This window comes from Blautia schinkii, assembly GCF_013304825.1.
In the GTDB taxonomy this organism is placed as follows: Bacteria; Bacillota; Clostridia; order Lachnospirales; family Lachnospiraceae; genus Blautia_A; species Blautia_A schinkii_B.
The window spans coordinates 41,053-64,210 of sequence record NZ_JAAWUO010000012.1 but is presented as its reverse complement, the minus strand read 5'-3'; the positions used below and the strand labels follow the sequence as shown (position 1 = coordinate 64,210).

25 protein-coding genes are annotated in these 23,158 nt (G+C 38.9%); 2 read left to right on the top strand and 23 right to left on the bottom strand.

Going from position 1 to position 23,158, the window contains the following annotated elements; translation table 11 throughout:
• Window positions 1–19: 19 nt before the first annotated feature.
• Complete coding sequence (locus tag HFM85_RS10445; RefSeq protein WP_173738093.1) at window positions 20–487, top strand: S24 family peptidase; 468 nt, start codon at window positions 20–22, stop codon at window positions 485–487.
• A gap of 83 nt (window positions 488–570) precedes the next feature.
• The gene (locus HFM85_RS10440) at window positions 571–771 is read left to right on the top strand and encodes a helix-turn-helix transcriptional regulator (RefSeq protein WP_004853407.1); all 201 of its coding nucleotides are present in this window, start codon (window positions 571–573) and stop codon (window positions 769–771) included.
• Between the two features lie 362 nt (window positions 772–1,133).
• Here HFM85_RS10440 and HFM85_RS10435 read toward each other — a convergent pair whose 3' ends face one another.
• From HFM85_RS10435 to HFM85_RS10325, 23 genes are all read right to left on the bottom strand, one after another.
• Window positions 1,134–2,510: a sensor histidine kinase gene (locus tag HFM85_RS10435; RefSeq protein ID WP_173738094.1), complete on the bottom strand. Its 1,377-nt coding sequence runs from the start codon at window positions 2,508–2,510 to the stop codon at window positions 1,134–1,136.
• Window positions 2,498–3,160, bottom strand: coding sequence for a response regulator transcription factor (locus HFM85_RS10430; RefSeq protein WP_072521435.1), 663 nt, complete (start codon window positions 3,158–3,160; stop codon window positions 2,498–2,500). The genes HFM85_RS10435 and HFM85_RS10430 overlap by 13 nt, the downstream gene beginning before the upstream one ends.
• 14 nt (window positions 3,161–3,174) lie before the next feature.
• On the bottom strand, window positions 3,175–3,915 hold the full coding sequence (locus HFM85_RS10425) for a lantibiotic immunity ABC transporter MutG family permease subunit (RefSeq protein ID WP_118640790.1): 741 nt from the start codon (window positions 3,913–3,915) through the stop codon (window positions 3,175–3,177).
• Window position 3,916: 1 nt separating this feature from the next.
• The gene (locus HFM85_RS10420; protein ID WP_173738095.1) at window positions 3,917–4,648 is read right to left on the bottom strand and encodes a lantibiotic immunity ABC transporter MutE/EpiE family permease subunit; all 732 of its coding nucleotides are present in this window, start codon (window positions 4,646–4,648) and stop codon (window positions 3,917–3,919) included.
• Window positions 4,641–5,354: a lantibiotic protection ABC transporter ATP-binding protein gene (locus HFM85_RS10415; RefSeq protein ID WP_005609481.1), complete on the bottom strand. Its 714-nt coding sequence runs from the start codon at window positions 5,352–5,354 to the stop codon at window positions 4,641–4,643. The genes HFM85_RS10420 and HFM85_RS10415 overlap by 8 nt, the downstream gene beginning before the upstream one ends.
• 78 nt (window positions 5,355–5,432) lie before the next feature.
• Window positions 5,433–6,191, bottom strand: a complete 759-nt coding sequence (locus HFM85_RS10410; RefSeq protein WP_243873864.1) for a class I SAM-dependent methyltransferase — start codon at window positions 6,189–6,191, stop codon at window positions 5,433–5,435.
• Window positions 6,192–6,214: 23 nt separating this feature from the next.
• The gene (locus HFM85_RS10405; RefSeq protein ID WP_173738096.1) at window positions 6,215–6,841 is read right to left on the bottom strand and encodes a GNAT family N-acetyltransferase; all 627 of its coding nucleotides are present in this window, start codon (window positions 6,839–6,841) and stop codon (window positions 6,215–6,217) included.
• Window positions 6,842–6,955: 114 nt separating this feature from the next.
• A complete protein-coding gene (gene rsgA / locus HFM85_RS10400; RefSeq protein ID WP_173738097.1) occupies window positions 6,956–7,366 on the bottom strand; it encodes a GTPase RsgA in 411 nt (136 codons plus the stop codon).
• A 33-nt stretch (window positions 7,367–7,399) separates the two neighbouring features.
• Window positions 7,400–7,564: a hypothetical protein gene (locus HFM85_RS10395; protein ID WP_173738098.1), complete on the bottom strand. Its 165-nt coding sequence runs from the start codon at window positions 7,562–7,564 to the stop codon at window positions 7,400–7,402.
• A 754-nt stretch (window positions 7,565–8,318) separates the two neighbouring features.
• A complete protein-coding gene (locus HFM85_RS10390; RefSeq protein ID WP_173738099.1) occupies window positions 8,319–9,224 on the bottom strand; it encodes a carbohydrate kinase family protein in 906 nt (301 codons plus the stop codon).
• Window positions 9,221–10,597: a family 4 glycosyl hydrolase gene (locus HFM85_RS10385; protein ID WP_173738100.1), complete on the bottom strand. Its 1,377-nt coding sequence runs from the start codon at window positions 10,595–10,597 to the stop codon at window positions 9,221–9,223. Before HFM85_RS10385 ends, HFM85_RS10390 begins: the two co-directional genes overlap by 4 nt.
• A 13-nt stretch (window positions 10,598–10,610) precedes the next feature.
• Window positions 10,611–11,960, bottom strand: a complete 1,350-nt coding sequence (locus HFM85_RS10380) for an L-cysteine desulfidase family protein (protein ID WP_173738101.1) — start codon at window positions 11,958–11,960, stop codon at window positions 10,611–10,613.
• On the bottom strand, window positions 11,947–13,149 hold the full coding sequence (locus HFM85_RS10375; RefSeq protein ID WP_173738102.1) for a M20 metallopeptidase family protein: 1,203 nt from the start codon (window positions 13,147–13,149) through the stop codon (window positions 11,947–11,949). The genes HFM85_RS10380 and HFM85_RS10375 overlap by 14 nt, the downstream gene beginning before the upstream one ends.
• Before the next feature lie 26 nt (window positions 13,150–13,175).
• Window positions 13,176–13,853 carry a PIG-L family deacetylase gene (locus HFM85_RS10370; RefSeq protein WP_138276798.1) on the bottom strand — a complete coding sequence of 226 codons (678 nt, stop codon included), beginning with the start codon at window positions 13,851–13,853 and terminating at the stop codon, window positions 13,176–13,178.
• Between the two features lie 15 nt (window positions 13,854–13,868).
• The gene (locus HFM85_RS10365) at window positions 13,869–14,684 is read right to left on the bottom strand and encodes a carbohydrate ABC transporter permease (RefSeq protein ID WP_173738103.1); all 816 of its coding nucleotides are present in this window, start codon (window positions 14,682–14,684) and stop codon (window positions 13,869–13,871) included.
• Between the two features lie 32 nt (window positions 14,685–14,716).
• Window positions 14,717–15,619, bottom strand: a complete 903-nt coding sequence (locus HFM85_RS10360; protein ID WP_138276800.1) for a carbohydrate ABC transporter permease — start codon at window positions 15,617–15,619, stop codon at window positions 14,717–14,719.
• Between the two features lie 144 nt (window positions 15,620–15,763).
• The gene (locus tag HFM85_RS10355; protein WP_144092911.1) at window positions 15,764–17,029 is read right to left on the bottom strand and encodes an ABC transporter substrate-binding protein; all 1,266 of its coding nucleotides are present in this window, start codon (window positions 17,027–17,029) and stop codon (window positions 15,764–15,766) included.
• 44 nt (window positions 17,030–17,073) lie between these two features.
• The gene (locus tag HFM85_RS10350; protein ID WP_173738136.1) at window positions 17,074–18,051 is read right to left on the bottom strand and encodes a LacI family DNA-binding transcriptional regulator; all 978 of its coding nucleotides are present in this window, start codon (window positions 18,049–18,051) and stop codon (window positions 17,074–17,076) included.
• 286 nt (window positions 18,052–18,337) lie between these two features.
• Window positions 18,338–18,595: a DUF6462 family protein gene (locus HFM85_RS10345; RefSeq protein ID WP_243121599.1), complete on the bottom strand. Its 258-nt coding sequence runs from the start codon at window positions 18,593–18,595 to the stop codon at window positions 18,338–18,340.
• Between the two features lie 289 nt (window positions 18,596–18,884).
• On the bottom strand, window positions 18,885–20,657 hold the full coding sequence (gene lysS / locus HFM85_RS10340; protein ID WP_243873865.1) for a lysine--tRNA ligase: 1,773 nt from the start codon (window positions 20,655–20,657) through the stop codon (window positions 18,885–18,887).
• Between the two features lie 354 nt (window positions 20,658–21,011).
• Window positions 21,012–21,497 carry a transcription elongation factor GreA gene (gene greA, locus HFM85_RS10335; protein WP_015526720.1) on the bottom strand — a complete coding sequence of 162 codons (486 nt, stop codon included), beginning with the start codon at window positions 21,495–21,497 and terminating at the stop codon, window positions 21,012–21,014.
• Window positions 21,498–21,749: 252 nt separating this feature from the next.
• Window positions 21,750–22,718 (bottom strand): tRNA dihydrouridine synthase DusB, encoded by a 969-nt coding sequence (gene dusB / locus HFM85_RS10330; RefSeq protein ID WP_334297457.1) that lies wholly within the window; start codon window positions 22,716–22,718, stop codon window positions 21,750–21,752.
• A 9-nt stretch (window positions 22,719–22,727) separates the two neighbouring features.
• Window positions 22,728–23,096: a DUF6145 family protein gene (locus tag HFM85_RS10325; RefSeq protein WP_119239784.1), complete on the bottom strand. Its 369-nt coding sequence runs from the start codon at window positions 23,094–23,096 to the stop codon at window positions 22,728–22,730.
• Window positions 23,097–23,158 lie beyond the last annotated feature (62 nt).

The window sequence follows — 23,158 nt, the reverse complement described above, 5'->3', positions numbered from 1 at the left end:
TGAAGGCAGGGAAAAAGCTATGGATTATATTAATCTGCTCCACGCATCCGGAATGTATGAAAAGCAGACTGCTAAGATAATTCCATTCCGAAGCATTGATATTTTTGAAAATGCTGTATCAGCCGGAACCGGTAACTTCCTTGTAGACGGACCGAAAGAGACTGTATGTATAGATGAATCTATCTTACCGGAAGATACTACTTTCGGTGTCCGTATTAGTGGTGACAGTATGGAACCTGAATTCCACGATGGTCAGATTGCATGGGTATTACAGCAGGAATCTGTTGCTAATGGAGAAATCGGCATCTTCGCTCTAAACGGAGAAGCCTATATTAAAAAATTGCAAAACGATACAGACGGAATCTTCCTTATCTCGCTTAATGAAAAGTATGCACCTATCAAGGTTAGTGAAAATGACCGCTTAGACATATTTGGAAAAGTTCTTGGAAAATCTGATGCTTCTGCTATTACAGGACATTACCGATAAAATTGCAAGTCCTTTTTATCGGACACATCATTTTGCATAATTGACAATAAGAAAATTCTATAGAACTGAAAGAAGGGATTTTTATGGCGGTTACCAATAATATCCGAGAAATCCGAGAACAGCGTGGCATTTACCAAGATGACCTTGCCGCTGCTATCGGATTCAGCACCAAAACTGTCGGCAGGATAGAACGTGGGGACAGCACCCCATCTGCCGAGTTTATGCTACGGATTTCTAAATACTTTAATTTATTGGTGGAAGATGTCTTCCATGTAGAAGATTGAGCTGGGTAGATGCCACCCAGCTCTTTTTATGTTTGAATCGTCAACCTTCAATTCGATTATGTTTTCATCTCCAAACACATTTTTTCATCCAATGCAATGTTATATTAAATGAAAAAATCATTTGATATCATAACAAAAGTTATATTATTCTCTTCTTATATGTGCATATAATCCCAACTATAATGATAGTTATGTAATAAAGAATAGTACGAGCATTTTTAATTTTATCAGCTATCATAATTCTGTATGCCTCCTTCTTCCATGAGATTACAGCAAACGTAGTAGTAATGTCTATCAAAAGGCTTTTACATATTAGATAAAAGCATGTAAAATTTCTTTTACATAGCTTAATTGCGGTCTATTTAGCTTGTTTCTTGACTACTCAGGAAAAATATTTCTACCCTCGCCCCACCTGTATTTTCAGAATTTGAAAGTTTAATACCTCCACCATATTTTTCAGCCACAGTTTTTGCAAAAAATAGTCCCATCCCATAATGGGCTTCGCCATTTCTACTTGTGTCATCCATAAAAAACTGCTCTGTGCCATGCAATAATGCTTCTTTTGTAAATCCTGATCCGCTATCCTCCACAATGAATGTCAGCCGGCCATCCTGCTCCTTTGCGTCAATATAAATGATTCCATTTTCTTTTGTATGCTCCACTGCATTCTGAATCATATTCATTACGGCCCGGAACATTGGATCATAAGCAATCGTTACCTTTTTATCACTTTGTCCCGCCTTCCAATCTATTTTCTGGTGATAGATTTCTACCAGTCCGAGTGCCTGTTCCTTTATATCTGCGAAAAAATCTTCTAACCTCACCGTTGTATAGGTAACATCACTGCAATTCCATGATTTTGTGACATCTATCAACTGTTTTACATAACTTTGTATCTGTGTTGTGCCGTTCAAAACATAAGTGATATTATTCTTCTGTTCTGTGGTCAGTTCAGTCTCTGAAAGTAGTTCTGCATTTCCCCGTACAATCGTAAGAGGTGTTTTAATATCATGCGCCAAAGCAGACATCTGTTTTTTCTTTTCCTGCTCTGTTTTCCACTGCTTTTCTAAAGATTCTCGCAATGCATCTCGCATATCATCGATTGCCGATAAACAGTCATCAAACTCTTTGATACCGGAACAGGATGTCTCATATTCCAGATTTTGATCCTTTATTTGTCTGATTGCGTCTAATACAGGCTGCATCTGCTTTTTGATTCTTTTTCCAAAACGTATGGACGGAATGATGATAATCGCTACCGCTCCAATCACTGACATAATACTCATCACATTCTGTGGTCCTATAAAATGCTCCCTCAAAAAAGCTGAATGATATTGAGGTGTCAGGCGATATTGCAATACAACATATTCATTTTCCCTTACAATTACTTTATAAAAATATTTCCCGGATGCGTTTCCGTACTTTGCAACATTCCATGCTATCTGTTCGTATTGTTCTGACAGATCTCCACCTATTTTCTCTCCATTCTCTGAAAAGATTACATAATCACAAAGTGCAGGAATCATCTCAGCAGTTACTTTATCCGCACGTAAAATCGTATCATATGCTTCATTAATCTTTTGCTCTGCATAATTCGCCGGATAGATACAACCCACACTAATCAAAAGGTACAGCAGCAGCCAAGCAACAATCACCAAACCTACTAATGATCCAAGCATGACTAGTACATATCTCATAAAAATCCAGCTGAGTGCATTGCTTCTCTTTACTCTTCCCATTTATATCCAATCCCCCAGACTGTTTTTATCGGTGTATAATCATAATCCGCAAATTTTGCTCTTATATTTTTGATATGCGTGATAATGGTACTGTCATTACTCTCACTGTCAAAACCAAAGACCTCTTCTAAAATCTGTTCTTTCGAGAAAACCTGTCCCCTGTTTTTAGCCAGGAATTCACAAATTTCGTACTCCGCTTTCGTAAGAGGAAGTTCCTTATCATCAACCAATAGTTTCTTTTGAGATATTTGAATACAGACCCTCCCCAAAACCATCCGGACAGAATGTTCCCTGTGCTCTCTTCTAAGATGTGCATGAATCCTTGCCCGAAGTTCCATCACTCCAAATGGTTTTGAAATATAATCATCTGCTCCCAACGAAAGTCCGTTCACCAGACTTTTTTCCTCCGTTTTTGCGGTAAGAAACAAAATCGGACAATCCACAAGTGCCCTGATTCTTTTGCATAATTCAAAGCCGTCCATTCCAGGCATCATAATGTCAAGTAAAATCAGGTCATAACGATGTAATTCTTCCATATTAAGTTTCAGCGGATTACTTACTTTGGTAACCAGATGTCCATCCTTATTCAAAATGCTTTCTATCATTTCCAGAATTGCCGGTTCATCATCAACTGCCAGTATTTTTGCCATAGTTTCCCTCGATTCTATTCCGATATTCTGTTTCCTTCCCAGTGGTTTACCCACCAAAAATAGTATACCATACTAATCCCTATAAATATTAAGCAACCTGGTATGAATGACAACCATTCACCTACACTAGTTTCTCCCAATACAGATTGCAGATAAGTATATGGTACTCTACCCGTCCAGCAGACAAATACATATTTCCACACATAATCTCCAAGTCCGGTAAGCATCAATGCACTAATTAGTCCTGATATAATCCCTGCTCCAATGGATACCCCTTTTCCAAACTGAAAAGCCAGAATCAGCTGCCACAGATAAAGTGGAACACTGCTTCCCCACAGCAGCAATGCTGCAAATATACATCCTTTCATGATTTCGATATCGCTTGATGCGATTCTTCCAAATCCAATTCCGAATATGATTGCTGTCAATAGGATAGAGCACAGACACAAAACCAGTAGCATCAACAGTTTCGATAAAAATGCTGCAGGTTTATCCGGTAAAGACAACAGATTTTGAAAATCACCTGCATTTTGTTCCTGTTCCATCACACTTGCTGTAAAAATTCCAATAAGTACCGGAAGTCCTGCTCCTATTGCCTGATAAAATGCAATCACTTTCATATTTTCATTCCATGGTGAAAAAAAGTAATATATTAAAAATATAACGCTGGTTATAATCGGAATCAGTAAGTGTGCCAGAATCACAGATGTTCCTTTCATCTTTCGCAAGTCTGCATTAAGAGATCTTCCAATCATCTTATTTCACCTCTCTTCTCTCAAACCATTTCAAAAACAGAACCGTTACAAAAACAAACCAGATGATTGAGAGACACATTCCCGGAACAATGACTCCCGTATCCAAAAGAGGATTCCCTGCTTCTGCGGCAAGTCCATTTGGTAAAACATGAAGCAACGGGCACATCATTCGCATAGGGATTGCAGAAACAAGTACATACCAGATTCTGGTTTGTGATATTACCACACCGCTGACGGTAATAAATAGGCAGACGAACAGGTTTACAATCATTCCAAATCGTTCACTTAAAAATAAAGCTACCGGAATCTCCCATAACTCAGAAACCGTCAGAAACAATACTGCAATCAACGCTCCTCCAACTGGAACATGTGTCGTTAGAAGAAAGCCTCCAAGCGTTGCTCCTGCAAACACAAGCACATTAGAAAACAAAATCATGTACCCAATATAAATAATTTTCCCCAGCAACAATTTTCTTCTGTCTGTGGGAATAGTCATTAAATGATAGTATTTTATCTTTTTCTCCTGCGCCACAGAAAGATAACAAAATAGAGCAATCATCCCCGGCAGCAAAAGTGTATACCACCAGTTCCAAACACTTTCTGCATAAGCATTTGTCATCCCAAGAGTAAATATAAATGCCATGACAAATGTAAGAAGAGGAAATCCCCAGATAAACTTTTTTCGCATGGTTCTTTTGGCTTTTTGATGTTCTGCTTTTATAATATTAACCATGGATTTCACCTGCTTTCTGGTTTTTTCTTACCACATTCATAAACAAATCTTCAAGATTATCTCCCTGCTTTAATGCTCCTTCGTATCCTAAGATTCCACCTGAAATAATCCCGACTTTATCTGCAAGTAACTGTACCTCTGAGAGAATATGACTGGAGAGAATTACAGTGATTCCCTGTTCCGGAAAAGACCGGATCAGCTCTCGTAATTCCTCGATGCCTATTGGATCTAATCCATTCGTAGGTTCATCCAATATCAAAAGTTCCGGTTCTCCAAGCAATGCCATTGCAATGCCTAGTCTTTGCTTCATCCCCAAAGAAAACTGTCCTGCTTTCTTCTTTCCGGTGTTTGTAAGTGATACAATCTGCAAGACCTCATCAATTCTGTTTTCATCTGTACCAAGCAATAATTGTCTTACCTTCAAATTCTCTCTGGCGGAAAGATTTTCATAAATAGGCGGATTTTCAATTAACGCTCCTATTTTTGATAAATCTTTCCTATCCAAAAGTTTTCCATCAAAGTAAATCTTTCCTGCAGTTGGTTTCATCATACCGGTCAGCATTTTCAATGTGGTAGATTTACCAGCGCCATTCGGTCCAAGCAGTCCATAAATCTGTCCCTTTTCGATATTAAGTGAAACATTATTTACCGCTTTCTGTTTTCTAAAATATTTACATAGATTTTGTGTCTGTAACATCATTTCCATCTTTACTATCCTTCCTTCTATATTTCATTTCTTACTGAAATATAACCTAACAGAAAAAAATAAAGATTTGATGAAGATTTATTCCCGTATGGAATAAACCATCAATTGAATATCATTATCAGAACTCGGCTTTCCACTAAAATCAGCAAAGCTGTTACAAATACGAAGTCCTAATTTACCGAATATCTCCGTGATTTCATCCAAACTATATAACCTTATAGAATTTCCTTCTTTCATTTCAGGCTTATAAAGTGCTTCTCCATACATATAGTCTACCTGCCCATATATCAGTGTTTTTCTTTCCTTCTCCCATTCAAAAGCAGATAATGTAAGTCCCTTTTCTCCTGCATCCCATAACTTGCAAGGGAAATGTGTTTGGGCATAGCTTCCATTCATGATATCCATAAAGTGCTTTCCACCATTTTTTAATGCTTTCGCAATGACAGAAAAAATCTTATGATTTTCCCCATCGTCTTCAAGATATCCTATTGCTCCATCCGCCATATTCAGCACAACATCAAATTCCTTATCAAATGTGATCGTGCGAATGCCCTGACAAATGAACTTTGCATTCAAATTTTCTTTTTTTGCCTGCTCGTTTGCATAATCTATGTACGCCGGTGTAATATCAATACCGGTAACATCATACCCACGTCTGGCAAACTCCAGTGAGTGCCGACCAAATCCACATGCAAGATCAAGTATTTTTTCCGTTCCTTTTAACTGTAACTGCTTGATTAGAAAATCTACTTGTCTGCCTGTATCTTCTACCCATGACATATTCTGAATATCCAGCGTCCAATTTTTCTGATACCAGTCTTTTTCCATTGCTTTCATCTAAATTTACCTCCTGCTTTTCATCATTCAAAAATCTGTCCCAGAAGTTTTTTCTTCTCCATATACGGGAACTCTCTATCAAATGCCTCTGCTTCCTTTTCATTTACCAGATACCCTGCCGGAGGTGCATACTCTCCTGTAATTCCATTAAGATATCCCGGTATCAGTTCTTTGCACAGAAAGAAAGATGCATCCTCGCCTTCCGGCAATCCATGATAGCGGATGCCAAACTCGCTTGCCTGTTTAAATCCGCTTTTTCCATAAAAATCAATATTTCCTTCAAAGCATACTGCTCCGCATCCAAGCTCTTTTGCTTTTTCCAGAGAATAATCCAGTAAAATCTTTCCATACCCCTTCCTTTTAAGCTCCGGTGCAATACAGATCGGTCCCATGGTCATAATCGGAATACTTCTGCCATCATCGGCTGCAATCACAGCCTTCATAAACATGTTCTGTCCAATCAACTGTCCATCTAATGTCATGACAAAATCCAATTCTGGAACAAATGCCGGATCGTTGCGAAGCTGATGGAGTACATAATGCTCCAGACAACCTGGGCGATACACATTCCAGAAACTCTCCCTTACCAGATTTTCTACCTCATGGTATTCATTTTCTCTTTCCAATCGAATGATAATATTTTCCTTCATTTTCTTTTTCTCCATTTCTTTTTAACTCATGGTATTGCAATATAAAAAGCCACAATTCTAAATTCAAATCCTTTAGAATTAGCGGCTCTGCGTCTTTTGCGTCTGGCTCTTCATTTATTGTTTATAATTATGTTTATTTAATTTGGCAATCTGTTTGAATTTCCTTTTCTTAGCAGCAAGATAATCAACTGCATTTTTATTGTATGCATTCTCTGCTTTTAATTTCATATACGCTCTATATCGTTCTTCTGCAATCAATCCGTCCTTCACAGCCTGTCTCACTGCACATCCCGTCTCGTTTTCATGAGAGCAATCGCTGAATCTGCACTTCCTTGTTAGTTCTTCAATGTCCAAAAAAGTATGATCAATTCCATCCTCTGCACTCCACATTCCGAGTTCTCTCATTCCAGGCGTATCTATTACCATTCCTCTCCCCGATATCATAAAAAGCTCTCTATGTGTTGTGGTATGCCTGCCTTTATCATCATTTCGAAGGTCTCCAGTTTCCAGTTGATCTGTTCCCAATCAGGCATATATTTCCCTCCAGCACAGTTATAATCAAACGCCACTGATTATGTCTGTGATCTTAGAAATATGATCTTCCAGATATTCGATCAATTCTTTTTGTTTCTGGATAAATTCCTCCTGGATCTCAATCTGTTTGAGATAACCAGCAAGAAGTTCATCGCGTTTCTTAAGCTCTTCTTTTAAATCAATGTCCATGAAGAAACCTCTCGTGTTTTTTGTTAAAAAGAGTATAACAAAAACGTAGGAAAAAAGCGAATTACCAGAAAACACTCTTTCGTCATTCTGACTGTGGATAAACTATTTGTTTTATGATAAAAAAGTATTAATGTAAATCTTGAGACTAAAAAAAAAGAGGACTTAAAAGCAGAACCCGGTGTATAACTGTTCATAAAAAGAGCAGCAGAAAAAACTATAAACACAGTTTTTCCTGCTGAAAATGATTATCCACAAAATAAAAAAATAAGTTTCGTCATTTTTAACAACGACTTATACATACCCCTGAACAGTAACGGATAAGCAACAGGCATCTCAGCCTGTCATCTTATCCAGCCATTGTTTCCGTCGAACAATCAACCCTCCGATGAACAGTTACAGTATACGGCATCTGGTTTTTTGCGTCAAGCAATAATAAACGACATCAGATAAAAAGGCGTACTCCCTTCAGGAGAATCCGGAAGGATTTCCACCTGAAGATGGTGTTTCTGTCTTTCTCCGTGATGCAGCACCGGTTCCAGGAACTGGCAGTCGCCCCCCATCTAGGATAAATTCCTCTTTCTGATCCGGCCATTTTTAAATTTTTCCTCTATTTATTGCTCTTCGAAATTGCTTTTTAGCTTTCCCTGTTATATGTCACTCAGAAAATATAGGACTCTTATATTTCATCATTCTATATGAAGGAAAAATATCTCCTCGCTTTGTGTAAACATTTATTTAAAAATTCTTCTCTCCATTATCTCCTATAAATATTATGAAAATAATTTAAAAGTTTCTGTTCATCTATTTCTGCAGTTAAACATCCCATTTTTGTTACCGCATACCCGCCGGTAATATTTCCAAACCGTATACAATCATCCAAACTATAACCATAATATAATCCATACATAAATCCAGCTGCAAATGCATCACCTGCACCCGTTGAATCTACATGTTTTACTGGAAGCGGTTCAACAGTATGAATCTCTCCATCCTCTTTATAAAGACATCCTTTATTTCCATTTTTTACAATTGGATATTTTAAATACTGACCCAATTTTTCCAATGCCTTTTCCGGATTTTCTTCGCCTGTTATTTTTATCGCCTCCATGGAATTCGGAATAAAATAATCCACATACGGAAAAACATCATAATACCATTCCAAACTTAACATATCATTCCATGCAGAATCCAACACGATAATACATCCTGCTTCTTTCAAAGATTTACAAAACTCTTTCTGTTCAAGAGAAAGAAAAGCAATTTTACAATCCTTATAAAATTCATAAATTTTTTTACTGTCCACCCTAAACGCTTCTTCTTTAGGTTTATAGGAAACAATACCTCTGTCCTGTTCACAGGAAACAATACAACTGAGAGTAACTGGATCTTCTTCATCCGTTGATAACATGTTAATGTACTCTATTTTTTCCTTTTCCAATTTTTTTACAAGATATTTACTAAGAGAACCATTTCCTATATAAGTTGCAAGTTTCACCGGAACACCCAACCTTGAAAGCTGAATCAGTGTTGCAACTACGCCTCCGCCAAGTTGCTTAAAGCAGCTTGGCGTATAAATCTCTTCTCCAAGCTTTGGAATTCTGTCAGCATTTCCAAAAATGATATCCACATTGGCAATTCCAAATCCACCTACGCTATTCATAATGTCCATCCTCCTGTATACTCCTTATAGACCTCCAGATATTCCCCTAACAGTTTTACTGCCAAAGAATATGAGTTTACCAGTGGATTTATCATCAATGCGTCAATAGCCTTTTCTGTATTCCGTTCCACAATCGCCTCTGCGGCCAGTCTCTCATAACATTTCACAGTACGAATCAGCTGTTTTGCACATTCTGGTAATTCATATAGACCTTTCTTTGGTGTGGCCCCATTCTTTGAAATATTACAGGATACCTCTATTATATCTGAATCTTCTAACCAATCCACAGTTCCATGATTGGGGACGCACAAAATCATCTCTCCTTTTGTACCAGTAATCTTTGCTTTCATAAATGCCAGTGCAACCCCTGCATATCCACCTTCATCTTTTGTATAAAGTTCAAATCGTGGAATGCAAGCCTCATCTCTTGCCACAGAAGTTTCCCCCTGCATATAATTACTTTCTCTCATATAAATATGTTCACTGTAGATTTCTAACATTTTATCAAAATCTCTTGCTGCATCATACTGTCCAAGTTCCTTCAACATATGATCATTGATTTTCTTAATTCTTTCTCCTCGTGTTTCCCCTATTTTCTGAATATTCCGAAGAGCTTTCTCTCTATAATAAAAATAATACAGATATTCATTCAGCATACAACCAATATGTTGTGCAAGCTTTGGCTCAAAATAACGCATATCTGTATGTTCATAAAGCCGTGAATCTTTCAAAATTTCCGAAAGTATTTCCCGTCCATCCTTCTTTACACTGGTAAAATAAGATAAATGGTTCAATCCTATAAGCTGCACCTTTAAATCAGAATATTCCAAGTCATACAAAGCTGCTACCTGTCTTAAAAATCCAGACGGTGCATCACAAATACCATACACAAACGAATATCCCTGATTTCTTAATGCCTGCGTTACAAGACCAGCTGGATTTGTAAAATTAAATACCATAACGTTTGGATTAGAATACTCACCAATCAACCTACAATAATAAGTTAATGTTGGAATAGAACGAAGTGCCATAGCAAAGCCACCAACGCCTGTCGTTTCCTGCCCTATTACCCCATTCTTTAGTGCTACCCGTTCATCAATAATACGGCTTTCTTCTTTTCCCGCACGAATAGTTGTAATAACAAAATCTGCCTCCATTACAGCCTCTTTCTCATTTGTTGTACAGAGATACTGAACATAAGGTGCAATTCTGGAAAATACCTCTCTCACCATAGAGCCAAACACCCGGACTCTTTCTTTATCTATATCCATAAATACAACATCTGTAATGTCAAGGTCTTCCGCATGCTGTGCCAAACATTTTGCCAACATCAAGCTTCGTGAACCACATCCACCAATAACTGTTAATTTCATAACATCATCTCCTTTAATTTCCCATCATAATTTCCAGAATTTTACTATCCATCTCTTTCATGCCATCTTTCCCAATTATGCCAACATATTCAATAGTTTTATCCGCATTTTTTCCAACAATTCCTTCCCCACTTATAAAACGGCATTGATTTTTTGCCATTTCATAGGATAAAAGACCTGTCTCAATTGACATAGCTATTTTTGCAGCACAAGATGGCTTTGCTCCGTCACATAACATTCCTGATATCGTTGCCAATGTATTTGTGATAATGTCTTCAATTACTGATAATGGCTGTTGATCCAAATATGCAATTCCACAAACCGCAGCACATCCCGCATTAACTGCACCACAATATGCCGACAACTTTCCTATACCTCTTTTAATATAAATTGAAAGCAAATTTGCAAATATCAATGCTCTATACAGCATCTCGTTACTTTTATTTTCTTTCTGGGCATAAATAGCTATAGGCACCGCAATAGTAATTCCCTGATTTCCACTGCCGCTGTTAGCAACTACCGGAAGAATACTTCCTCCCATTCTGGCATCACTTCCTGCTGCTGCGTATGCCGCTAATACGGCTGTTTTTTCTTTCTCATGCAATTTCAGGTAATTCTTCCCTACCTTCGCTCCATAATCATTTTTCATTCCTTCTTCTGCTATTCTCCCATTGTGGGTGATCTGCAATTTCATGAGATTCTCCAAATCGCCAATTTCTGTTTCATATGCAAAATTGTAAATATCTTTCAATTTCAGCTTATATTCACTGCCATTAAACTCTCCAACACATTCTCTGTATTGATATTGCCTTGTAATATCTTTCCCATCTTTTTGTACCTTTGTTATATTAAGATGACTTTTCTGAATTTCCACCAGAGAGGTATGCTCTCCTCTAATCAATTCAACTCGTACATATAGGGGCTCTTGTACTCTCGAAAGATGCACATCGTACATATTTTCTTCCGCTACAAGCTTTCGTACCATTTCAACGTCTGCCATAGTCAAAGTATTCAAAACTTCCAACTTTCGTTTCGGATTGCCTCCTACAATTCCGCAAAAAGCAGCTTCCGCTATCCCTTTAAGATTTTGAGTGTTTGGAATAACTACACTTTTCACATTTTTCAAAATATTACCACTCACATAAATCTCCATATGATTCGGAATCGCACCTAAAATCTCCTTCGCACACGCCGCTGCATAAGCAATCGTTCCCGGTTCTGTACATCCAAGGGCTACGATAATTTCATTTTTTAACAACTCTCGACAGATTTTTTCTATTCTCTCTCTACCATCCTTTAAATCTTCAAACGTTTTTTGACAATTTTTGCTGCTACCCCTATACATCCTTTCAGTATTTTTCATTTATCCTCTCAAACCCCTTTTCCGAAAATGCAGATGCCAGAATACAAAAGGCTGCAATTCCATCCAACAATATTGATTCTTCAATCTCAAAACAACTACTATGTAGTGGAAAATGCCGTTTTTCATCCTCTTTCCAACAGCCTAGTCTCAGAAACAGAGATGGACATACTGTTCCATAACATGAAAAATCTTCTCCTAGCATAGATGGTTCTCCTTCTGTTAAAATCTCCACTTCCGGAATCTCCTTTTTCAAAATCTCAGCTGCCCAGCAAGCTGCCGTTTTATTATTGATCGTTGCCGGATATCCTGAATCCATATAATAGGATCCCTCTATTTCCCAGGCATCTGCAATAGATGTGGTCAGTTTTTTCAGACGTCGAATAATCTCTTCCCGCACTTTTGTATCATAAGTTCGAATTGTTCCTTCCAGATATCCTTTTTCTGCAATAATATTATATTTTTCGCCACATCGAATCCGGCAAATGTTTACAACTGCTGTTTCCTGCGCTGATATATCATTTGCTGTAATATTTCCGATTGCATTGATCAACGCCGCCATTGCTGGAATCGGATTCCTACAAATGTGAGGTGTTGCTCCATGTCCACCTTTCCCTATTAGTTCAATAGAAAACGCATCCGGTTGTGCCATTACAGGTCCTGACATGCAGGTAATAGTACCTGCTCTTTGTGGCCATACATGAAAAGCAACTATCAAATCCGGCTTCGGAGTTTTCATTGCTCCATCTACAATCATACGGGCAGCACCACCCTGATGTTCCTCAGACGGCTGGAATAAAAATACTATATTTCCATATAGCTGCTCCCGATTTTCATGTAAAATCCGAATACAGCCAAGCAGCACTGTCATATGCGCATCATGTCCACACGCATGCATAACACCATTTTCTTCCGAGCTCCATGAAAGTCCTGTCTGTTCTTGAATTGGAAGTGCGTCCATATCTGCACGAAAAGCAATCGTATAACCAGGTTTTCCGCTTCGAATTATTGCATATACACCCGTATCAGCACATGTCCTGCATTCCACTCCCCATTGTTTCAATTGACTAAGAATCCATTCCTGTGTCTGATATTCCTGCCCGGACAACTCCGGGTGCTTATGGAGATGGATATAATATCTTTTAATTTCTTCCTCCGCCTCTTTGGCTTTTTGGTAAAAATCAACTTTCACTCTTAATCCCTCCCCCAAAATCTTATTTACATCTTTTTGCAGTCTCTCAAAAGATCTGCAATACTATCAATGGTGATGCTATGTCCTAAATAAATTCCCTCAGCAAACTCTGTTTTTGCATCTCTTCCATATTCCTCTGATAAACTCATTGCATATGGAAGAATATTCTGAGATGTATGTGCCAGGCAAGCATTTTTCTTTATTTCTATTACGTCTGAAATGTCTACGTAGATATCTGGTCTGCGACGATTACTTCTATTATCTGCGCCAAAATAGATCAGCGCATCATAATGCCAGTCAGTATCATCATCTGAATACTTTTTCAATCCAGCCGTAAAACAAGCCGCTCTTGTAATTCTTGATACAGCTGTATGATCCGGATGATAATCATCCTCCAAAAGTGTTAAAACAAATTTTGGAGAACACTTTCGCAAATGTGGAATCAAAGCATCCACTGCTTCCTTACAGAAATAGACGCCTGCATCCGGAAAATTTAGCATTTCAAAATAATCTAGCTTTAAAATTTCTGCGGCTTTTTTTGCCTCTGCTTCTCTTTCCCTCTGCTCCGCATAACCTCCCGCTTCCCCTCTGGTAAAAATTACAAGCCCTGTTTTTAATCCTTCTTTTTTTGCTTTTGCAAACATTCCTGCAGCACAGACTTCCAAATCATCTGGATGTGCACAAACTGCTAAAATATCAACCATAATCCATTCCCCTTACTACTGTTTTACTCCTGTGGTTGCAATTCCTTCTACGAACTGTTTCTGGAAAAAGAAAAATAGTACTATCATCGGAAGAATCGCAATAATGCCTCCCGCCATGACCTGCGGATAATAGGTTGTATGCTCTCCGATAAGCATTGCAAGACCAGCAGATAATGTCATTTTCTCCATAGAATTATTTACAATTAACGGCCACATCAAATCTTTAAATGTAGATATTGCTGTCAAAATTGCTAAAGAAGACAATGCAGGTTTTAATAACGGCAATAAAATCTTATAATAAATCTGAAAAAATCCACATCCATCTAACATAGCTGCTTCATCTAAACTCTTCGGAAGTCCTTTAAAAAATTCACATAACATAAATGTACCAAAAGCACTGAATATTTTAGGAATCCATAATGCTGTTACCGTATCTGCCAAATGTAGCTTTACCATGATCTCATAATTGGGAACTAGGAAAATCTGTCCTGGAACCATCAGTAATGCCAAAAGGACGATAAAAATTACATCCCTTCCCGGAAAATTCAATCTGGCAAACGCATATGCAGCCATAGAACATATCAGTAACTCAATCACAATTGTAAAAATCAAGACCAAAAATGTATTGATGTAAAAACTAAGAAACGGAAACTTGGCTACAATCTCCTGGTAGCTTTCCACTGTAAAAATTTTCGGTAAAATTGTTGGTGGTATCTGAATACTTTCTTCATAGGATTTGAAAGATGTCAAAATCATCCATATAAATGGACATACTGTCACAGCAGCACATAGAACAAGTAACAGATATACCTGCCACTTTCTTTTTTTCATTATATAATCTCCTTTCTACGTCCTGATCCTCATTAATCATCATAAAATACCAATTTCTTCTGACAGATCATCTGAATTGCTGTAATCACTAAAATCAGAAAAAACAGCACCAGACTGATTGCTGCACCATATCCCTTATGAAATTTTACAAAAGATTGTTCAAAAAAATATGTAACCAGCGATCTGGATGCTGCAGTTCCACTGCTTCCCTGTGGAATCATCAGATAAATAAAATCAAAAATCTGGAATACATTAATAACAGTTGTTACACATACAAAAAATATAGATGGCGATAACAGCGGTAATGTAATCTTAAAAAAACGCTGAATCCCATTCGCTCCATCAATTTCAGCAGCCTCCTTGTAACACACCGGAATCCCCTGTAATCCGGCTAACAATACAATTACTTGATATGCAACACTTGCCCAGATAAATACAATAGAAATAGAAAACAACACTATTCTAGGATCAGAAAGCCATGCAATTGGATTCACTCCAAACTTTCCAAGAATTTCATTGAAAATACCAAATTTATAATTCATCAACCATTTCCACAAAAGTCCAATTGCGGCCGGTAAAGTAACTGCCGGAAGAAAGATGCATACTCTGAAAAAACCAATTCCCTTTACCTTAGAATTCAATAATACAGCCAGCAAAATCGCCAGAATCACAACTGCCGGTACACAAATAACTACATATAATATCGTATTAATAAATGCCTGATAAAACGCTTCATCATGAAAAAGCTTTACATAGTTCTCAAGTCCAACAAATTTGGGAATACCAAAGCTTGACTTATTTGTAAAACTATAATAAACATTCTGAAAAAATGCCCAGATAAAAAATACGATGACTCCTGACATCAATGGCGCAATCATTAGATAACCTGTCCTTATTTCCCGATGCCTTAGTGAATCCACTTTATTTTTTTTCATCAAATATTCTCTCCTGTCAATTAAGCATAGATTCGAAATCTGCCTTCGCTATTTTATTCATAATTGAACAGCTTTTTTGCAGCTTATTCGTTGAAAAAAAGGAAGTGTTGCTCATTTCATTATTAGCAACACTTCCAATCCATCTTATGATTCGCTGTCCAAAGCACTCTGTGTTACTTCCTGCATCTGTGAACATCCCTCTTCCGGAGTTAATTCTTTTGCAAATATCTTTGCTGAAATCTCAGTTACAGCAGGAAGCCATTCTGCAACGCTTGTAGATGTCGGAAATGGAAATCCAGTTTCTGCTGCTTCGAAAATTACACTTACATCTATGTGATCTGCTTTATAATACTGCTGGGCACTAATCAGTGCCGGAACATCTACCTTCGCTTCTGCCTGCATTTTATTAGCCTCTTCCCCTGAAAGATATTTTACAAGTTTCCACGACGCATCCTTGTTTTCACTGTTAGCATTGATTGCATAGCCCAATCCGCCAATAACGCTCTGATTTCCTGCTTCTTTTGCGGGCATAGCAATAGTTCCTATCTGATCAGCGAAACTCGCTTCATCAATAACAGATGTTTTCCAGGATCCCATGAAAAGAATGGCTCCCTTCTGAGACAGAAACAAATCTGTTCCCTTTGTATCCGAAAGCACTTCGCTTCCTGGCATCAGACCTTCATCCATAAGTGATACCATATCACTAAACGCTTTCACCGTTCCTTTCTGATCAAAACCTGCTGTTTTCATATCTTCACTGAGCACAAAGCCTCCTGATTGATTGATAAAGTTGAAAAAAGAAGGCTGGGCATCCAGTTCCATTAGTATCGGATATTCATCAGATCCTGCTTCTGTAATTTTAGTCTTTAACTGTTTTGCAATATCTGTCATATCCTCCCATGTCCATCCGGTCTGAGGCTCTTCTACCCCATATTTTTCAAAAATAGCTTTATTGAAAAATACCTGTACCGTGTCCATTCCCTTTGGTATACAGTATTGAACATCCTTATAATTATAAGAGTCTTTCAAAACACTTACGTAATCATCCATATTAATTTCATCTTTTTCAATATATTCATCAAGCGGTTCCAAAACACCAGCCTCTGCATATTTAGGAAGATATGTATTCATCCAAAATACATCTGCCGCACTATTTGATCCCATTGCAGCATCCAACTTTGTCCAATACTGTGACCAAGGAGTTAACTGTAAATCTACATCAATATCAGGATTCTCTGTTTCAAATTTCTCAATAATCTCATCAAATACCGGCTTCTGAACCTCATCCCAAATTGCAAAAGAAATTTTAGTAACATCATCTTTTTTCTCTGCATACACCGGTGAAGTTACTCCTAAGACCATTGAACCAGTCATTACAAGTGTCAGCATTTTACAAATTCTTTTTTTCATGTTTTCCCTCCAAATTTGTACTTTTTTATCATTATTAACTGTTTCTATTCTTTTAATATTTTCTGATTGAGAATGCAGGTTTCTCCTTCTTCCAGTTTGTAGGGTAATGTAATTTCTATGTTTTCTTCCCTTTTCTGGTTCTGAAAAGTATCCAATGTCTGCTCTATCATTTTTTTGATAGGCTGACGGATAGTTGTTAGCTTGGGAGTTACCTGCCTAGATAAACTAATCCCGTCAAATCCCATAACGGAAACATCCTCCGGAACTCTTAACCCTCTCTCAGCCAGAGCACTGATAACCCCCAATGCGGCTTCATCACTGAATGCAAATACTGCTGTAAAAGAAATTCCCTGTTGAAGTGCCTGCGTGGTTATACGATACCCACTATTATATGTCAACTCACCATATTTCACTCGATCTGCATCGAATTCCAATCCATATTCCTCGAAAGCTCTTTTGCATCCTGCAATACGCTGAAATCCGGAGCTGATACTCTTAGGATAATCCGATATAATCAAGATTCTCTCATGCTTAAGTTCAAGAAGATATCTTGCGCCTTCATGTGCTGCTGCCAAATCATTGATATGAATCATTTTGCATCGCTGATCCTCACTGATTGCACCAAACATCACCATTTTAATACTCTTAGCCGCTATATAATTGAGCATATCCTGATTTGTATTTTCCTCCAGATAAATTACGCCCGTGATATCCAGTTCTTTAAAATATTGTTTATAAGACTCATCTTGACCCACAACAGGAATAAATATCATTCTGCAACCATATTTCGGAACCGCATCTAGGAAATTCTTTAGAACCTCACTGAAATATGCCAGCTTAAGATTTGGAATTAAAACAGCAATTACACCGGGATTCTTTTGTTTATATACAGGTTTATATGAAAGTTCTCGAACTGCTTTTTCAATTCTCTTGGAGGTTTCCGTTGTTACAACATTTTTCCCATGAAAATATCTTGAAACCGTAGCTGGTGATACTCCTGCTCTTTTTGCAACATCTCTTATTGTTGCCCCATATCATCACCTCCTTTTTCAACGTATTTCACATTCTTTTTTGCTATTCTCGCATTGTTTGTTGTATCTTTTTACCAATTTTATATTTGAAATTATAAGAATCAATGTATAAAATGTCAACCCTATTTCATTTGTTTCATTTTTATTTCATGTGTTTCACCGAAACATCATTTTTCACCACGTGTTTTCTTTTCTCTCCATTTATTTAGATCCAGAAACTTATAAATAAGATCCTCATGATGTAACACGTTTTATCAAATGTACTTCTTACACAAAGTCAGCACGCCCTGTTTTCCAGAAGAAACGTGAACGTATCATTGCTCATTTTATGATCCACTACACTGCATTGCTTGATCAATACGGTTCCATCTATTCTGTAAATCGCACCTGCATCACTGGCGAGTTTAAAAAGTTTCTTATGAGAAATACTGTAAATAATCTCTGCCTGTTGATAACGTAGATACTGTCGGCGTAATTTTCTAAGCTGCTCTGGTACTTCCTTCATACTTGTGATTGGTTTATAATTTTTATCCATGATATTTTCCTCCAAAATTAGATTCACTGTTTTACAGAAGTTGACTGCCGGGATATATTTTTGAGTACGAAAAAAAGCACCTCTCAGATTAAACTCTAAGAAGTGCTCTTGTTGTCATGCATATCAATCATTGATCCAGTGAATCAATTTTGATTTCATTCTCAAACCTGTGTCTTTCCACCTGAAATTCGTCATGCTTCATAACGATTCATTATTATCCCAAATTTTGTTGTCAAATTGTTGTCAAACGCAGTCTGACATCATGGTTTTAGACATTTAATATTTAATTTTAGTACAGCTTTGCACCTGCCGGAATATGGTTATCAACCATCAGAAGATGAAGTTTTTCTTCTCCCTCTTCCTCATGAATTGCAGATAACAGCATACCACAGGATTCAATTCCCATCATAGCTCTTGGAGGCAGATTTGTGATAGCGATCAGTGTCTTACCAACCAGTTCTTCTGGCTCGTAAAAGCTATGAATACCGCTTAAAATGGTACGATCTGTGCCTGTTCCGTCATCCAGAGTGAACTGTAACAGCTTCTTGGATTTCTTAACAGCTTCACATGCTTTTACCTTTACAGCTCTGAAATCTGATTTGCTGAAAGTATCGAAATCTACGAATTCCTCAAATAACGGCTCCACTTTTACCTTGGAGAAATCAATTACTTCTTCTTTCTCCGGTGCTGCTTCAGAAGTGCTGTTTGCTGGCTTGGAAGCTTTCTTATCAGCGTCCAGTGACTTCATTGTCGGGAACAGCAGTACGTCTCTGATTGCCTGGCTGTCTGTCAGAAGCATAACGAGACGGTCGATTCCGTATCCGATACCACCTGTTGGCGGCATACCGATCTCCAGTGCGTTCAGGAAGTCTTCATCTGTATGGTTTGCCTCCTCATCACCTGCGTCTGCAAGAGCATCCTGTGCTTTGAAACGCTCTCTCTGATCGATCGGGTCGTTGAGCTCGGAATATGCGTTACACATTTCCCATGTATTGATAAAGAGCTCGAAACGCTCTACCTTATTCGGGTCAGAAGGTTTCTTCTTTGTCAGCGGAGAGATCTCGATCGGATGATCCATGATGAATGTTGGCTGGATCAGCTCTTTCTCACAGTATTCCTCAAAGAAGAGGTTAATGATATCACCTTTCTTGTGACGATCCTCATATTCAATATGATGCTCATCAGCAAGTTTCTTAGCTGCCTCATCATCTGCTACTTCGTCAAAATCAATTCCTGTATATTTCTTGATGGCATCGTTCATGGTCAGACGTGCAAACGGCTTTCCAAGGTCAATCTCAATACCGTTGTAGGAGATTTTTGTGGAACCACAGACCTTCTCTGCAAGGTAACGGAACATGGACTCTGTCAGCTCCATCATTCCCTCATAGTCAGTGTATGCCTGATAAAGCTCCATCAGAGTGAACTCCGGATTGTGACGGGTATCAACACCCTCGTTACGGAATACACGACCGATCTCATAGACTCTCTCAAGTCCGCCTACGATCAGTCTCTTAAGATAAAGCTCCAGGGAAATACGAAGCTTAACGTCTTCGTTCAGTGCGTTGTAATGTGTCTCAAATGGTCTTGCAGCTGCACCGCCTGCGTTGGAAACCAGCATTGGTGTCTCCACTTCCATGAAGTCACGTCCTGCAAGGAAATTACGGATTTCCTTAAGGATCTGGGAACGTTTGATGAATACGTTCTTGCTGTCCTGGTTCATGATAAGATCCACATATCTCTGACGATAACGGGTATCTGTATCTGTCAGTCCGTGGAATTTCTCAGGAAGGATCTGTAAGCTCTTGGAAAGAAGAGTCATCTTCTCTGCATGAATGGAAATCTCACCTGTTCTTGTTCTGAAAGCAAATCCCTCCAGACCAAAAATATCACCGATATCAGATTTCTTGAAATCTGCATAGGAATCGGTTCCAATGGCATCTCTTGCCACATAAACCTGAATGTTACCCTGTAAATCCTGGATATTACAGAAAGAAGCTTTTCCCATTACACGCTTGAACATCATACGACCTGCGATCGATACGTGGATCGGGCTTGCGTCCATGATGCTTCTTCTTTCTTCATAATCCTTCTTCTGAGCCTCTTTTGCCTGCTCTTCATCAAGACCTGTTACATCAAGCTCCTTGCGGTCTCTGAGAAGCTCTGCCTCATGTGCTTCATAGAGATTTTTCACCTCAAGGGAATGATGTGTCTGATCAAATTTTGTGATCTGAAACGGGTCCCTGCCATTTGCCTGAAGGTCTGCCAGTTTATCACGACGTACCTTAAGCAGCTGGTTTACATCCTGCTTCTTCTGCTCTGCCACTTGTCGGCCTCCTTAATCTACCAATCGTTTAGCGGATATTTGCAATCCACATTCGCTACTTGCTCATAATTAAATAACTGTTTCACAGTTATATTATACGTTTCTCTGGATCTCAAGAACTTTGTATTTCATAATTCCGGACGGCATCTCAACCTCAACGATATCGTTGGTGTGTGCACCGATCAGTGCCTTGCCTACCGGAGACTCGTTGGAGATCTTGCCCTCAAGGCTGTTAGCCTCTGTAGAACCTACGATCTTCAGCTCCATGTCTTCCTCAAACTCATAATCATGAACCTTAACCTTGCAGCCTACGCTGATTCTGTCAAGATCAACTTCGTCCTCTACTACAACCTCGGCATTCTTAAGGATCTTCTCAATCTCCTCAATACGTGCCTCGATATCTCTCTGCTCATCTTTTGCTGCATCGTACTCAGCGTTCTCAGAAAGGTCTCCCTGCTCTCTGGCCTCTTTAATCTTTCCTGCAACTTCTTTTCTCTTAACAACTTTCAGATCGTGCAGCTCGTCTTCCAGTTTTCTAAGTCCTGCGTATGTGAGTAAGTTCTTCTTTGCTTCTTCCATTTTGCCTTACTTCCTTTCAAAACCGTGCTATTTTTCTGAAAAAATACAGCTTCGGATATTTCTGTTGCTACCATTCCCAAGAGCTCTTTTTTCTAAAAAAGGGCGTAAAAATCTCAGGATATTCACAATTCCTGTATTATACCGAAAAGCCCCAGTATTGTCAAGCATTCCACGTCGAAAAAAGAGCTCTGAAAACGCAGAAAAAACCGCAGGAAATTCCAGATTTCCACACGGTTCTTCCAAGCATTTTTCTTATCGTTCCAAAAGCATATCTGTAAGCTTTTTCAGCTCCTCATAGCTTGCAATATTATTGGATTCTCTCCGAATCCCGGCACTGTGGCGCATACCTGCTGTGTACCAGGCCACATGTTTACGCATCTCCCGGATCCCGATATATTCTCCCTTGATCTCAATCTGGTTTCGCGCATGACGCAAAATCATCTCACAGACTTCCTCCACAGAGGGTTTCGGCAGCTTTTCGCCAGTCCGGAAGTAGTGGTTCAGCTCCCGGAATATCCACGGATTTCCACGGACTGCGCGGCCGATCATCACTGCATCACAGCCAGTCTCTTTAAACATTTCTTCTGCCGCTTCCGGGGACACGATATCTCCGTTCCCGATCACAGGAATCGTCACAGCCTCTTTCACACGACGGATGGCATCCCAGTCAGCCTGCCCGGAATAGTACTGCTGCCTTGTTCTTCCATGAACTGCAATGGCCGCTGCTCCGGCATCTTCCACACGCTTGGCGATCTCTACCACATCAACAGGTGTATTCTCGTCAAAACCGATCCGCACCTTCACAGTCACAGGTTTGGAAACTGCTCCGGAAACACTTCGTACGATCTGTTCAATGAGCCTTGGATTTTTCAGAAGTGCGGAGCCCTCGCCATTGTTTACTACCTTCGGAACCGGGCATCCCATATTGATATCAAGAATGTCAAAAGGACGATCCTCAATGCTTTTTGCCACTTCAGCCATCAGCTCCGGCTCACTGCCAAAAAGCTGCATGGACACCGGATGTTCTCCGGGGTCGATTTCCATCAGTGCTTCTGTATTTTTATTATGATAGGAAATGGCTTTTGCACTGACCATTTCCATGCAGATCAGGCCTGCTCCCTGCTCCTTGCAAAGTTTTCGGAATGCCAGATCTGTCACCCCTGCCATTGGTGCAAGCACAAAAGGATTCTCCATCTCCACATTTCCGATCTTCCACTGCATCTTCATGGATCAGTCCTCAACTGCATCTGCTTTTTTCTTAAGTTCCTCATCCGGGATATCCCCGAGGAAAAATACTTTATAATACATTTCCAGGGATTCCAGAAGATCTTTCTTATTGCGCTGGATCTCTTTGATCTTCAGTGCGCTTCCGATCTCATCAAAACGGCCGTCTGCCTCCAGTGCCTCTGTCTTAAACTGCAGATTTCCGTTCTCATCATATTCCAGTGTCAGGATTCCGCCTACATCCTCTGTAAAAAGCACACACATAATCTGCAGCTCCTGTTTTACTGCGTCCGGAAGGGATGCAAAATCCTGGTTAAAATAGTATTTCTGCTCATAAGAGCTTGCTCCGCAAAGCACAATATTATCCTGATACATAAAATCTCCTCTACACATTAAATACAATTACTGTCCGAAAGCGTTTACTTCTGTCACTCCGA

Bases quoted from the DNA above. Each gene is read 5' to 3' on its own strand.
- HFM85_RS10420 (WP_173738095.1), bottom strand. From the start codon at position 4,648: ATGGTTAATATTATAAAAGCAGAACATCAAAAAGCCAAAAGAACCATG.
- lysS (WP_243873865.1), bottom strand. From the start codon at position 20,657: ATGGACGCAAGCCCGATCCACGTATCGATCGCAGGTCGTATGATGTTC.
- HFM85_RS10370 (WP_138276798.1), bottom strand. From the start codon at position 13,853: ATGGTTGATATTTTAGCAGTTTGTGCACATCCAGATGATTTGGAAGTC.
- HFM85_RS10365 (WP_173738103.1), bottom strand. From the start codon at position 14,684: ATGAAAAAAAGAAAGTGGCAGGTATATCTGTTACTTGTTCTATGTGCT.
- HFM85_RS10435 (WP_173738094.1), bottom strand. From the start codon at position 2,510: ATGGGAAGAGTAAAGAGAAGCAATGCACTCAGCTGGATTTTTATGAGA.
- HFM85_RS10385 (WP_173738100.1), bottom strand. From the start codon at position 10,597: ATGAAATTAACAGTTATTGGTGGATGTGGTTCACGAAGCTTGATGTTG.
- HFM85_RS10395 (WP_173738098.1), bottom strand. From the start codon at position 7,564: ATGGACATTGATTTAAAAGAAGAGCTTAAGAAACGCGATGAACTTCTT.
- HFM85_RS10410 (WP_243873864.1), bottom strand. From the start codon at position 6,191: ATGAAAGCAATGGAAAAAGACTGGTATCAGAAAAATTGGACGCTGGAT.
- HFM85_RS10405 (WP_173738096.1), bottom strand. From the start codon at position 6,841: ATGAAGGAAAATATTATCATTCGATTGGAAAGAGAAAATGAATACCAT.
- HFM85_RS10440 (WP_004853407.1), top strand. From the start codon at position 571: ATGGCGGTTACCAATAATATCCGAGAAATCCGAGAACAGCGTGGCATT.
- dusB (WP_334297457.1), bottom strand. From the start codon at position 22,718: ATGCAGTGGAAGATCGGAAATGTGGAGATGGAGAATCCTTTTGTGCTT.
- HFM85_RS10345 (WP_243121599.1), bottom strand. From the start codon at position 18,595: ATGGATAAAAATTATAAACCAATCACAAGTATGAAGGAAGTACCAGAG.
- HFM85_RS10355 (WP_144092911.1), bottom strand. From the start codon at position 17,029: ATGAAAAAAAGAATTTGTAAAATGCTGACACTTGTAATGACTGGTTCA.
- HFM85_RS10390 (WP_173738099.1), bottom strand. From the start codon at position 9,224: ATGAATAGCGTAGGTGGATTTGGAATTGCCAATGTGGATATCATTTTT.
- HFM85_RS10360 (WP_138276800.1), bottom strand. From the start codon at position 15,619: ATGAAAAAAAATAAAGTGGATTCACTAAGGCATCGGGAAATAAGGACA.
- HFM85_RS10425 (WP_118640790.1), bottom strand. From the start codon at position 3,915: ATGATTGGAAGATCTCTTAATGCAGACTTGCGAAAGATGAAAGGAACA.
- HFM85_RS10415 (WP_005609481.1), bottom strand. From the start codon at position 5,354: ATGGAAATGATGTTACAGACACAAAATCTATGTAAATATTTTAGAAAA.
- HFM85_RS10445 (WP_173738093.1), top strand. From the start codon at position 20: ATGGATTATATTAATCTGCTCCACGCATCCGGAATGTATGAAAAGCAG.
- HFM85_RS10380 (WP_173738101.1), bottom strand. From the start codon at position 11,960: ATGAAAAATACTGAAAGGATGTATAGGGGTAGCAGCAAAAATTGTCAA.
- greA (WP_015526720.1), bottom strand. From the start codon at position 21,497: ATGGAAGAAGCAAAGAAGAACTTACTCACATACGCAGGACTTAGAAAA.
- HFM85_RS10325 (WP_119239784.1), bottom strand. From the start codon at position 23,096: ATGTATCAGGATAATATTGTGCTTTGCGGAGCAAGCTCTTATGAGCAG.
- HFM85_RS10430 (WP_072521435.1), bottom strand. From the start codon at position 3,160: ATGGCAAAAATACTGGCAGTTGATGATGAACCGGCAATTCTGGAAATG.